Below are 10,797 nucleotides of genomic sequence, written 5' to 3'. Positions count from 1 at the left end.
CGAACCGGTGATCGACGATTTCACCGGACGCTTTGCCGCGTGGCTGAAGGCCCAACCCGAACCCGGCCTGGTGCTGATCGGGCGCCGCCATATCCGCAGCAACAACAGCTGGCTGGGCAACGCCCCGCGCCTGGCCAAGGGGCCAGACAAGTGCATTGTGCTGATCAATCCCGCCGATGCCGCCGCACATGGCATATCCGATGGCGACATGGTGCGGATCAGCAGCGCCGCTGGCACGGTGGAAGCGCCAGCCAAGTTGACGGACGAGATCATGGCCGGCGTCGTCTCCCTGCCCCACGGCTTTGGCCACCAGCGGCCCGGTGTGCGCCTGTCGGTGGCCGGTGCACGGCCGGGGGTGAGCCACAATGATCTGACCCTGCGCACACGTATCGACGTGCTGTCGGGAACGGCGGCGCTGGTGGGCACGCCGGTCAGGATCAGCCCTGCCTTCGCGGTTGCAGCAGAGGCCGCGAGCGGCTAAAGCGGCGCTCTATGTTCAAACTCCCCGATCACAAAGACCGCGCCAAGACCGCCGCCGAAGCCAAGCTGGCCAAGCTGGAAAAATTCAAAGCCGCTGCGCCAAGCGATGACGCCATCGCCGCGGCCCGTGCGCGCGCCGAAAAGCGCGCCCAGAAGGAAGCCGAAGCCAAGGTCGCCCGCGCCGAGCGCGCCCGCCAGATGGCCGAGGAAAAGAAGGTCAAGGAAGCCCAGCGCGAGAAGCAGGCCGAACAGCAGCGCCTGGAAGCCATTTCCCGCGAAGCCGCCCAGAAGGCCGCCCGCGACGCCCGCTACGCCGCCCGCAAGCAGCGCGTGCGCTAACCAACCGGTTCAGCGCCAGAACCGCGGCGCTGCCATCACCTGTTTGTGGGCCTTTACGGCCCTGGCCAGCAACGCTGGGCGTTGGGCGTGGCCGGCCAGCGCCGCGGCGCCGCGCATGCGGCTACTGCCAATGCGGGCCAGCACCGCCTGCGCCACCACCCGATCGTTCAAGGCGCCCAGTGCATCCTGCAGGGACAGCAGCGCCGTCATGAACCGCGCCCGCCGGCTGGATGCCGGAAACAGGCTGCCGAACAGTTCGGTGGCATGGCGCAACCGCTTGACCCGCTTGCGCAGCCGGTGGCGGGCGGCGTCATCGCCGTGCAGCAGCGCCTGCCCGCCCTTCTTCACCTTGCGGCGGTAGCGATCAAGCTGGCGGGCGGCGTAATCGCGCGCATCGTCCGCCGGCAGCGGCGGATGCAGCACGATCCATTCCGCCAGCTCGTTCAGCATGGCCCGCGTTCGCGCGGCATCCAGTGCGGCGATCGCGTTGGCAAGGGCCTCCTGTCGCGCAACTACCAGCCTGTCGTGCAGCGGACCCGGCGCTGCCCGCGCCAGCAGTACGTCGAGATCGCGTGCAGCGCCCAGAACGCCCGACAGCGCGCACAGCCCAGCCTCCAGCGCCGGCTGCAAGCCAATGACGGGCCAAAACAGTTGCAGCGCCGATCGCAACCGCCGCAGGCTTACCCGCGCCTGATGCAGCGTTTCGCTATCGGGGGCTGCCAGCAGAGACGCCTCGCTGCGGCGAAACTGGCTGAGGCAAGCGGCAAGGACGGCGCGCATCACCGCATCCGTCCCACCCAGATCCAGCAGCCCTTCCCGTTCGCGGCCCATCTGCTCTCACCCGGCGCGATTCGCCCGGGCAAGCATAGCCCGGATCAATGGCCGGGAAACGCCATCAGGCTGTGGGGGGTGATGCCGGCGTCGCGGAGTCGCTGGGCGCCGCCCAGATCGGGCAGATCGACGGCAAAGGCAGCCTGTGTCACCACGGCCCCGGCCGCGCGCAGCAATTGCGCCCCGGCCAGCGCGGTGCCGCCGGTGGCGATCAGATCATCCACAAGGCAGACGCGGGCGCCGGCTGGCACCGCATCATCGTGCATCTCGATGCGATCCTGGCCATATTCCAACGCATAGTTCACCCCGCTCACGCGGCCGGGCAGCTTGTTCTGCTTCCTGAGCAGCACCAGCCCCACGCCCAGTTCGCGCGCCAGGGCGGCCCCGAAGATGAACCCGCGCGCCTCGATCCCGGCGATCAGATCGGGCAGCGTGGTCAGGCTGGCCACCATGCGGGTGATGCTGGTGGCAAAACCTGGCCCATCGAGCAGCAACGTGGTGATATCGCGGAACATGATCCCCGGCTTGGGGTAATCGGGAATCGTGCGCACCAGCGCTTTCAAGTCTTCGTTCATCGTCAGAAACCCCCAAACGACAGAAGGCGGCCATCCTGTCGGATGACCGCCTTACTGCAACCAGGCGAATGCCGGATCAGGCCTTTTTAATGTCGGCCCACACCTTGCGGTACGACAGATAGCCAAGCCCGGTCATGATGATCAGGAACAGGATCACCGCCACGCCGGTTTCCTTGCGGTTTTCCAGCTTGGGTTCCGCCGTCCAGGTCAGGAAGGCAGTGACATCCTTCGCATATTGATCGGTGGTGGCCGGCGAACCATCAGCATAGGTCACCTGGCCATCGGCCGCGAGCGGCGGCGGCATAGCGATGTTGATGCTGTGGAAATAGGGATTGTAATACAGCGTGTCCGGCTTGGTCCAACCCTTCGGCACGTCATCGGAATAGCCGGTGAGCAGCGAATAGAGATAGTTGGTGCCATCCGGGCGCGCCTTGGTAATCAGCGACAGATCGGGCGGGTTGGCACCGTTCTGCGCCGCACGGGCGGCAGCTTCGTTGGCATAGACCAGCGGGAACTTGTCCGCGCCGGTGGCCTTGCGTGTGGTCGGCTCGCCGTTGGAGTCGATCGCAGCCACTTCATATTCGGCGGCGATCGTCTTGATCTGGCCTTCGTTGTAACCAAGGTCAGCCAGATCGCGGAAGGCGACGCGGTTGATCGAATGGCAGGCCGAGCAGACTTCCTTGTAAACCTGGAAGCCGCGCTGCAGCTGGGCACGATCGAACGTGCCGAACACGCCCAGATTGCCCGGGCCGTTGTGTGCCCATTCCATGTGCTTGGGATGCTTGTGAAGTTCCTTGGTCATGTCGGGCGAGGCCGCCTCGCGGGGGGCGATGGCCCCCCACAGGACGTTCACGACGAACAACAGACCAACGGCAAGTGCGCCGAGACGGATCATGTGTATGGCTCCTTATTCGGCCGGCTGCGCGAGGGGCGCAGCGCCACCGCCACCTGACTTGCTGCCGTATTTACCCAGCACGGCTTCCGAGATGGAACCCGGCAACGGCTTGGTCTTCTCCAGCTTGGAGACGATCGGCAGGATGATCAGGAAATGGGCGAAATAATAGGCGGTGAGGACCTGCGAGAGGCGCACCCAAGGCTCTTCGGCCGGCTTGCCACCGCACACGCCGAGCACCACGGCCACCACCACGAACACCCAGAACAGGACGCGCGACAGCGGACGATAGTTGTTCGAGCGCACCGGCGACGTATCCAGCCACGGCAGCAGGAACAGCAGCAGGATCGACGCGAACATCGCCAGCACGCCCCACAGCTTGGCCGGCACGCCCAGGAAGTCGGTCGTGAAGGCGCGGAGGATGGCGTAGAAGGGCCAGAAATACCATTCCGGCACGATGTGCGCAGGCGTCGAAAGCGGGTTGGCCGGGATATAATTGTCCGGTTCGCCAAGACTGTTCGGCATGAAGAACACGAAGGCCGCGAACAGGATCAGGTAGATCCCGAGACCGACGAAATCCTTGGCGGTGTAATAGGGATGGAACGGCACGGTATCCGCTTCCGACTTCACGTCCACACCGGTCGGGTTGTTCGAACCCGGGATGTGCAGCGCCCACACGTGCAGGATGATCACCCCGAACGTCACGAACGGCAGCAGATAGTGCAGCGAGAAGAAGCGGTTGAGCGTGGCATTGTCCGGCGAGAAGCCGCCGAGCAGCAGCGTCTGGATGTAGGTGCCGACGACCGGGAATGCCGAGAACAGCCCGGTGATGACCTGCGCGCCCCAGAAGCTCATCTGGCCCCAGACCAGCACATAACCCATGAAGGCGGTTGCCATCATCAACAGGAAGATAACGAGACCCAGCATCCACAGCACTTCGCGCGGCGGCTTGTACGATCCGTAATAGAGGCCGCGGAAGATGTGAATGTAGACGACACCGAAGAAGAAGCTGGCGCCGACCGCGTGCATGTAGCGGATCATCCAGCCGCCGTTGACGTCGCGCATGATGTGCTCGACCGAATCAAAGGCGACGCGCGTGTCCGCGGCAAAATGCATGGCCAGCACCACGCCGGTGATGATCTGGATGACCAGCGCCACACCGGCGAGTACGCCGAAATTGTAGAAAGCGTTCAGGTTCTTCGGCGTCGGATAACCCGGACCCAAAGCGCCATGAACGAAACGGGCAAGCGGCAGGCGCTCGTCCATCCATTTGCCGACTTCGCTCGTCGGCTGATATTGTTTTGCCCAGGGAAAGCTCATGGTCTTGCTCCTCAGCCGATGGTCACGGACGTGGGCGACTTGAACGCGTAGGGCGGCACTTCCAGATTCTTGGGAGCCGGACCCTTGCGAATGCGCGCGGCCGCATCATAGTGCGAACCGTGGCAGGGGCAGAAATAGCCGCCAAAATCGCCCTTGGCTTCGCCTTCGGCGGCACCCAGTGGCACGCAGCCGAGGTGGGTGCAGACGCCGAGCGTGATCAGCCATTGTTCGCTGCCCGGCTTGGTGCGATCGGCCAGCGACTGCGGATCGCGCAGCGACGCGACATCCACCTTGTTCGACTCCGCAATCTCTTCCGGGGTGAGGTGCCGGGCAAAGATCGGCTTGCCACGCCAGCTGGCCTTGATGGCCTGGCCGGGCTGCACCGCGGCCAGATCGAGATCGATGGAGGCCAGCGCCAGCACGTCGGCCGACGGGTTCATCTGGTTGACGAGGCTCCAGGCCACCGGCACGACACCGGCACCGGCAAAGGCCGCCGTTGCCACGTAGAGAAAATCACGGCGACGTTCGCCACCGGGACCGAGATCTTCAGCAGTTGCCTGCCGCACTTCGCTAGCCATCTTGCCCCTTCCGGAATTTGATGCATGGCCGGCAAGCCCTCAGCCTGCCCGCATGATGGGCCCGGATAGACAAGCCGATGCCGCAACGCAACGGAGAAAAGACCCCCCGCCCTCGGACATTTTGGCGCGGATATGACAATCCGGTAAGGCTTGCCTGTGTGCGCCAGCCACAGTTGGGGGTTTCCCGCCGCGCCAAGCCTGTCTAAAGCTTGGCCATGATCGAGCTTGATGACCAGCAGAAGGCCGCCCAGGCCTGGTTCCGTTCCCTTCGCGACAGCATCTGGGCGATGCTGGAGCAGCTGGAAGATGAATCCACCTTGCCCGGTGACGCCGGCCGCTTTGAAAAGCGGGTGTGGAACCGCACCGACCATTCGGGCGGCGACGGCGGCGGCGGCGAAATGGGCATCATGAAGGGCCGGTTGTTCGAAAAGGCCGGGGTGAACATCTCCACAGTCTACGGCGAGTTCAACCCGGAGTTCGCCAAGCAGATCAACGGCGCTGCCGAGGATCCACGCTTCTTTGCCACCGGTATCAGCCTTGTCATTCACCCGTCCAACCCGCTGGTGCCGGCTGTGCACATGAACACGCGCATGCTGGTGACCACCAAGCGCTGGTTTGGCGGCGGGGTCGATCTCAACCCTGCCCTGCCCGTTGAAGCCGAAACCGCCGCCTTCCATGCCGCGGTGAAGGCGACCTGCGACCGCCACAACCCGGACTATTATCCGGCGCATTCAAAGTGGGCGGAGGAGTATTTCTGGGTGCCCCACCGCAACCGCCATCGCGGCGTGGGCGGCATCTTCTATGATCACCTGAACAGCGGCGACTGGGCAGCGGATTTTGCCTACACGCAGGATGTGGGACGTTGCTTCCTCGAAACCTACCCCAAGCTCGTGCGCGCCAAGATGCATCAGGATTTCAGCGAAGCGCAGCGCATCGAGCAGTTGAAGTATCGTGGCCTCTATGCCGAGTTCAATCTCGTCTATGACCGTGGCACCACCTTCGGCCTGAAGACCGGCGGCAACACCGATGCCATCCTGATGAGCCTGCCACCGCTCGCGATCTGGGAATGAGCGAGCGGCAAGGTGGGGGCTCCATGGTGGCATCGCGGGTGATCGCGGTGCCGGCCGGTCAGATTGCCACCATCGTCACTTGCCTCGAAATGACTGCGCCGCCGCCGCCGACGGCGCCGGTCAAATCCGCGCTGAAGCTGGAGCGCTGGACCGCGCCCTTCGATCTGGCCCGCTATCGCGCCCTGTTCCGTGCCATTGGCCAACCATGGCTGTGGCGCGGACGGCTGGTGCTGGATGATGAAGCGCTGGCCGCCACGCTGAGCGCGCCCGGTCTTGAAGTGCATGTCGCCACCCGGCGGGACGGCACGCCGCAGGGATTGCTGGAGCTGGACTTCTCTGGCCCCGGCGAATGCGAGTTGGCCTATGTTGGCCTGGTGCCGGAATTGACTGGTCGCGGCCATGGCGCCTGGCTGATGGGCCATGCGCTGAAACGGGCGTGGACGGAACAACACGCACGTCCACCCATCACCCGCGTCTGGGTCCACACCTGCGATCTCGATCATCCCGGCGCGCTGGGATTTTACCAGCGCCATGGGTTCCGCCCCTATGAACGGCTGGTGGAAATCTATGACGACCCGCGCCGCAGCGGGCTCTATCCCGCCGACACCGCGCCGGCCGTGCCGCTGCTCTGAAACGAAAGACGGCCGCCCTCTTGCGAGGACGGCCGCCAGATGTTGTGCTGGTTCCTTACGCTGCGACGGCGCGGCGGCGGCGCATGCTGGCACCGGTCAGGCCGAAACCGGCGATGAGCAGCGCCCAGCTCGACGGCTCAGGGACAGCGCCGGCATTAGTGGTGATGAAGCTGCGGTGGAAATCGATCGACACTGCGCCCTTCAGCTGGCCGAAGCGATTGTTGGATTCGTCGGCGCGATACCACAAGGCAAAGCTGTGCACGGCGGCGAGCTTGCCATCGATGAAGTACGAGCCGCCCGAATCACCGCCGCCGCCAATGCCTTCGAAGGCGCCGCGGCCCAGATCGCAATATTTGCTGCTGCTGAAGACAGGATCGGCCAGGCCTTCAAAGATACCGATATTGCACGAGCCGTCACGGAAAGCCGTGCCATTGTCGAAATCCGACATCCAGACGTGATCGATGTCGGCACCGCCGAAGCCATTATCAAAATAGCCATTGAAATCGGCGTCGCCAAACCGGAAATCGAACCGGTTTCCGGCATAGCGCAAGCGCCCAGAGCCGAGATTGCTGCCGATGCTGCCACCCGTGTCAGACCGCACCCCATAGCCAGCGATGATATGATCAAGACCGGTCAGATCGGCAAGGCTCGAGAGCTTGGCCGCTTTGACATAGGTCGGCGCAGCTTCAGCCAGGCGCAGAATGGCAATATCATTCTGGTCCACGACCTGCTGGGTATAAAGCGGATTGACCACGATGCTGCTGACGGTGCGCCGGTCAACATCAGACGCACCAGCGGCGTAGACGCTGCCATCGCTCGAGCTGTTGGTGAAGAACACCGTGGTAGAGAGAGGCATGCCCCGGGTGGCGCTCGACACGCAATGAGCGGCGGTCACGACAGCGGTCGAATTGATAAGCGTCCCGGAACAGCTGAAGGTGCCGGCCGAGCCATAGTTCATCAGGATACCGACTGTGCTGTTGTACTGAGGACGCGGCGGAATATAGAGCGGATTGCCCCCGCCGGCGACGGTGGCCGTCGACGTTTGGCCCACGATCTCATGCGCCGCGTTCCAATTCGATGCGTTGAACTTGGCCTGGGCTTGGGCACCGGTTGCGCCTGCAAGCACGACTGCCGACACGCCAGCCTGCGCAATCACACGAAATTTCACCATCTCTACCCCTTATTAACCTAAATGAATTATTTCCTTTAGGTTAATTTACGTATCGAAGGTGATTACGCAAGCCCAAAACGCGCTCAAGCCGCGGGATTTGTTCCGAATTAAACTCCTCAGGAATGATCGGTTATGAGCGCGGCTGAATAACAAGTTGCCGATAGGCAGCGGCACTGGCGCCGCCAACGCCGATGGTGACAAGGCAATTGCCAATGGCCGGCACCAGTGCGTGCAGAAAGTGCCCCACTGAATCCATCCCGCTCGTGCGCGCCAAAACATCCAGCGCCGCGCCTGCGCCTTCAGCCAGGATACCGATGCCGATCACGCCGAACAGGCCCAGCACCAGGAACAGGGTGAGTTGCAGGCCCTGCCCATCGCTCAAAGCCCAGCTGCGACGCAACAGGGCCAAGGGCGTGCCGGTTTCAGCAATGGCGACCGCGCCCGAAAGGAACAGCAGCCGGGCAAACAGCCATAAGCCGGGCACGATCAGCAGCAGGACGCCGAGCCCCACGGGCAGCGAGCCCAGCAGTTGCGCCATCGCATAGGACGGAAAAGCCACAAGCGCCGCTGCCAGCGCCTCACGAGGCGTGGCATTGCCGCGCAGCACCAGATGGGTGGCCGCAAGCTGACCGAACGCGGCGATCAGGCTGGGCACGGCCAGCCGCCACAGCAACTGCTGATTGCTGATCGCATCAAGGCTGGTGGGTGACGGCGGCCCGAACAGTTCGACAGCCACCGCCGGCAGCAGCGCGAACGGCGCCACCAGGAAGAACAGCCGCGGCAAATCTGCCCGCACGGCGGTCGACATCGTGTCCCACAGGGCGGCGGCCGACAGACGTTGCATGGTCGGCGCCTTTCCCGGCCGGCTCAGGCCGCCGGCTTCACGCCAGCTTCGGCCACCAGCGCGTGCAGTTCGCCAGCCTGGAACATTTCCATCATGATGTCGCTGCCGCCCACGAATTCGCCCTTGATGTAGAGCTGCGGGATCGTCGGCCAATCGCTGTATTCCTTGATGCCCTGGCGGATTTCCTGATCAGCCAGCACGTCAACGCTTTCAAATCCGACGTTCAGCCGTTCGAGGATGGCGATGGCGGTGGAAGAAAAGCCGCACTGCGGGAAGAAGGGCGTGCCCTTCATGAACAGCACGACATCGTTGCTGTTCACCAGATCGGCGATGCGGTCATGCACGGGATTGGCAGGGTTAGACATGGGGGAAGAATCCTTATGGGCCGGGCTGTTCACGCCGCGACCGTGGTCAATTTCAAAGCATGGAGCACACCCCCCATGCGCCCACCCAGAGCATTATACACCAGCCGCTGCTGTGCAACCCTGGACAGGCCGGCAAACTGCGGCGCTGTCACCACGGCGGCATAATGATCGCCGTCGCCGGCCAGATCGGTGATTTCCACCCGCGCGCCGGGAAGTGCTGCCAGAATCGCCGATTCGATGTCGGCGGCTGCCATCGGCATCAGGCGACTCCGCTGATCTGGGCTTCGGCCTGGGCCAGTTTTTCGGCCAGCATCGCCTTGATGTCGTTCACGCCCACGCCCAGCCCGGCCAGATCGCCGTGCAGCTTGGCAATGATGTCATCGTCGCCGGGAATCTCCAGATCCGAAAGGAGCACCGACTTGGCATAATCGTCGGCGGACTGGCCTTCCTTGCCCAGTTTCTCGGCGGCCCACAGACCGATCAGCTTGCCGCGGCGGGCGAGGATGCGAAAGCGCAGTTCCTCGTCGTGGGCGAACTTGGTTTCAAAGGCCTTCTGGCGGTCGTCAAACGTGGTCATCTTGTCCTGCTCCCAAACGGGTTCATAACTCCAGATAGGTAACCACGGCCGCCTGATCAATGATTGTATCTCACCTTCTTTGCCGCTATGGCCACTCGCCCACGCGGGAGGGCCGTGTTAGCCTGCCCCGGCGCTGTTGAATTTCAGCTGCGACTTGCCCGGCACCGGGCCGGCCGCGCCGCCTTCGAAAGGTTTGCCATGACCCGCCGCCGCCAGATCTACGAAGGCAAGGCCAAGATATTGTATGAAGGCCCGGAACCCGGCACGCTCATCCAGTATTTCAAGGATGATGCCACCGCCTTCAACGCCCAGAAAAAGGGCACGATCAGCGGCAAGGGCGTGCTGAACAACCGCATTTCCGAACACGTGTTCACATTGCTCGGCCTGATCGGCATCCCCACCCACTTCATCCGCCGTCTCAACATGCGTGAACAACTGGTTCGCCAGGTTGAGATCATTCCGATCGAAGTGGTGGTGCGTAACGTGGCGGCCGGCAGCATCGCCAAGCGTTTCGGCATCGAGGAAGGCACCCAGCTGCCGCGTACGATCATCGAGTATTATTACAAGGATGATGCGCTCGGCGATCCGCTGGTGACCGACGAACATATCTCGGCCTTTGGCTGGGCCAGCCAGGACGAGATGCACGACATCGCCGACATGGCGATCCGCATCAACGATTTCATGGCGGGCATGTTCGCCGGTGTCGGCATCAGGCTGGTGGATTTCAAGCTGGAGTTCGGCCGGCTGTTTGATGGCGAGTTTGCCCGGGTGATCCTAGCCGACGAGATCAGCCCGGATGGCTGCCGCCTGTGGGACATGAAGACCGGCGACAAGATGGACAAGGACCGGTTCCGCCGCGACCTGGGCGGCGAAGTGGAAGCCTATCAGGAAGTCGCCCGCCGCTTGGGCCTGCTGACCGAAGACGAGCCAGCCGTGCTCGACCTTGACGAGCATCGCAAGGCGCGCGGCAAGGACAAGCCGGCCACGACCGAATAAGCGCTACCAGCGCACCGGCTCGATCCGCTTGACCGCGAGCGCAAAGATCAGCGTGCCGCCGGCCACCACGCCGGCGGTCATCAGGAAGGCGGGACGGTAACCGGCGGCATCGACGATGATGCCAGTG

General features: G+C 63.6%; 14 protein-coding genes and 2 pseudogenes. 5 read left to right on the top strand and 11 right to left on the bottom strand.

Annotation, left to right across the window (positions count from 1 at the left end; all coding sequences use genetic code 11):
* The coding region (locus RT662_RS15360; RefSeq protein ID WP_313671564.1) for a molybdopterin dinucleotide binding domain-containing protein at positions 1-481 on the top strand (481 nt) is incomplete at its 5' end.
* Positions 482-492: 11 nt separating this feature from the next.
* Positions 493-819: a DUF6481 family protein gene (locus RT662_RS15355; RefSeq protein WP_313671563.1), complete on the top strand. Its 327-nt coding sequence runs from the start codon at positions 493-495 to the stop codon at positions 817-819.
* A 9-nt stretch (positions 820-828) separates the two neighbouring features.
* Here the strand turns inward: RT662_RS15355 and RT662_RS15350 are convergent, their stop codons facing one another.
* From RT662_RS15350 to petA, 5 genes are all read right to left on the bottom strand, one after another.
* On the bottom strand, positions 829-1,650 hold the full coding sequence (locus RT662_RS15350; RefSeq protein WP_313671562.1) for a CHAD domain-containing protein: 822 nt from the start codon (positions 1,648-1,650) through the stop codon (positions 829-831).
* A 44-nt stretch (positions 1,651-1,694) separates the two neighbouring features.
* Positions 1,695-2,225 (bottom strand): adenine phosphoribosyltransferase, encoded by a 531-nt coding sequence (locus RT662_RS15345; protein ID WP_313671561.1) that lies wholly within the window; start codon positions 2,223-2,225, stop codon positions 1,695-1,697.
* Positions 2,226-2,301: 76 nt separating this feature from the next.
* Positions 2,302-3,120, bottom strand: coding sequence for a cytochrome c1 (locus RT662_RS15340; protein WP_313671560.1), 819 nt, complete (start codon positions 3,118-3,120; stop codon positions 2,302-2,304).
* A gap of 12 nt (positions 3,121-3,132) precedes the next feature.
* Positions 3,133-4,437 carry a cytochrome b/b6 gene (locus tag RT662_RS15335; protein WP_313671559.1) on the bottom strand — a complete coding sequence of 435 codons (1,305 nt, stop codon included), beginning with the start codon at positions 4,435-4,437 and terminating at the stop codon, positions 3,133-3,135.
* An 11-nt stretch (positions 4,438-4,448) separates the two neighbouring features.
* Positions 4,449-5,015, bottom strand: coding sequence for a ubiquinol-cytochrome c reductase iron-sulfur subunit (gene petA / locus RT662_RS15330; protein WP_313671558.1), 567 nt, complete (start codon positions 5,013-5,015; stop codon positions 4,449-4,451).
* A gap of 215 nt (positions 5,016-5,230) precedes the next feature.
* Between petA and hemF the strand changes: the two genes are divergently transcribed.
* Together hemF and RT662_RS15320 are read left to right on the top strand one after the other, a co-directional pair.
* Complete coding sequence (hemF, locus tag RT662_RS15325; protein ID WP_313671557.1) at positions 5,231-6,085, top strand: oxygen-dependent coproporphyrinogen oxidase; 855 nt, start codon at positions 5,231-5,233, stop codon at positions 6,083-6,085.
* On the top strand, positions 6,082-6,717 hold the full coding sequence (locus tag RT662_RS15320; RefSeq protein ID WP_313671556.1) for a GNAT family N-acetyltransferase: 636 nt from the start codon (positions 6,082-6,084) through the stop codon (positions 6,715-6,717). The genes hemF and RT662_RS15320 overlap by 4 nt, the downstream gene beginning before the upstream one ends.
* Positions 6,718-6,772: 55 nt before the next feature.
* On the opposite strand, the pseudogene RT662_RS16275 reads toward RT662_RS15320, so the two are convergent.
* The 6 genes and pseudogenes from RT662_RS16275 to RT662_RS15295 all read right to left on the bottom strand — a co-directional run.
* A pseudogene (locus tag RT662_RS16275) lies at positions 6,773-6,871 on the bottom strand (PEPxxWA-CTERM sorting domain-containing protein); the annotation flags it as partial.
* 411 nt (positions 6,872-7,282) lie between these two features.
* Positions 7,283-7,675: pseudogene (locus tag RT662_RS16270) on the bottom strand (trypsin-like serine protease); the annotation flags it as partial.
* A 343-nt stretch (positions 7,676-8,018) separates the two neighbouring features.
* Positions 8,019-8,732, bottom strand: coding sequence for a hypothetical protein (locus tag RT662_RS15310; protein ID WP_313671554.1), 714 nt, complete (start codon positions 8,730-8,732; stop codon positions 8,019-8,021).
* Positions 8,733-8,755: 23 nt separating this feature from the next.
* Positions 8,756-9,097, bottom strand: coding sequence for a Grx4 family monothiol glutaredoxin (grxD, locus tag RT662_RS15305; RefSeq protein ID WP_313671553.1), 342 nt, complete (start codon positions 9,095-9,097; stop codon positions 8,756-8,758).
* 29 nt (positions 9,098-9,126) lie between these two features.
* Positions 9,127-9,357 (bottom strand): BolA family transcriptional regulator, encoded by a 231-nt coding sequence (locus tag RT662_RS15300; protein ID WP_313671551.1) that lies wholly within the window; start codon positions 9,355-9,357, stop codon positions 9,127-9,129.
* Positions 9,357-9,674 carry a DUF1476 domain-containing protein gene (locus RT662_RS15295; protein ID WP_313671549.1) on the bottom strand — a complete coding sequence of 106 codons (318 nt, stop codon included), beginning with the start codon at positions 9,672-9,674 and terminating at the stop codon, positions 9,357-9,359. Before RT662_RS15295 ends, RT662_RS15300 begins: the two co-directional genes overlap by 1 nt.
* Before the next feature lie 198 nt (positions 9,675-9,872).
* On the opposite strand from RT662_RS15295, the gene purC reads away from it, so the two are divergent.
* A complete protein-coding gene (gene purC / locus RT662_RS15290) occupies positions 9,873-10,670 on the top strand; it encodes a phosphoribosylaminoimidazolesuccinocarboxamide synthase (RefSeq protein WP_313671548.1) in 798 nt (265 codons plus the stop codon).
* Positions 10,671-10,797 lie beyond the last annotated feature (127 nt).

Origin of the sequence: Sandarakinorhabdus sp., from assembly GCF_032115815.1 — a bacterium.
Classification (GTDB): Bacteria; Pseudomonadota; Alphaproteobacteria; order Sphingomonadales; family Sphingomonadaceae; genus Sandarakinorhabdus.
The sequence above is the reverse complement of the archived record's forward strand: the minus strand, read 5'-3'. Positions and strand labels throughout refer to the sequence as shown.

What these genes read in the sequence shown, in the direction of transcription:
- RT662_RS15355 (WP_313671563.1), top strand. Translation starts at nt 493, where the DNA reads ATGTTCAAACTCCCCGATCACAAAGACCGCGCCAAGACCGCCGCCGAA.
- RT662_RS15350 (WP_313671562.1), bottom strand. Translation starts at nt 1,650, where the DNA reads ATGGGCCGCGAACGGGAAGGGCTGCTGGATCTGGGTGGGACGGATGCG.
- RT662_RS15345 (WP_313671561.1), bottom strand. Translation starts at nt 2,225, where the DNA reads ATGAACGAAGACTTGAAAGCGCTGGTGCGCACGATTCCCGATTACCCC.
- RT662_RS15340 (WP_313671560.1), bottom strand. Translation starts at nt 3,120, where the DNA reads ATGATCCGTCTCGGCGCACTTGCCGTTGGTCTGTTGTTCGTCGTGAAC.
- RT662_RS15335 (WP_313671559.1), bottom strand. Translation starts at nt 4,437, where the DNA reads ATGAGCTTTCCCTGGGCAAAACAATATCAGCCGACGAGCGAAGTCGGC.
- petA (WP_313671558.1), bottom strand. Translation starts at nt 5,015, where the DNA reads ATGGCTAGCGAAGTGCGGCAGGCAACTGCTGAAGATCTCGGTCCCGGT.
- hemF (WP_313671557.1), top strand. Translation starts at nt 5,231, where the DNA reads ATGATCGAGCTTGATGACCAGCAGAAGGCCGCCCAGGCCTGGTTCCGT.
- RT662_RS15320 (WP_313671556.1), top strand. Translation starts at nt 6,082, where the DNA reads ATGAGCGAGCGGCAAGGTGGGGGCTCCATGGTGGCATCGCGGGTGATC.
- RT662_RS15310 (WP_313671554.1), bottom strand. Translation starts at nt 8,732, where the DNA reads ATGCAACGTCTGTCGGCCGCCGCCCTGTGGGACACGATGTCGACCGCC.
- grxD (WP_313671553.1), bottom strand. Translation starts at nt 9,097, where the DNA reads ATGTCTAACCCTGCCAATCCCGTGCATGACCGCATCGCCGATCTGGTG.
- RT662_RS15300 (WP_313671551.1), bottom strand. Translation starts at nt 9,357, where the DNA reads ATGCCGATGGCAGCCGCCGACATCGAATCGGCGATTCTGGCAGCACTT.
- RT662_RS15295 (WP_313671549.1), bottom strand. Translation starts at nt 9,674, where the DNA reads ATGACCACGTTTGACGACCGCCAGAAGGCCTTTGAAACCAAGTTCGCC.
- purC (WP_313671548.1), top strand. Translation starts at nt 9,873, where the DNA reads ATGACCCGCCGCCGCCAGATCTACGAAGGCAAGGCCAAGATATTGTAT.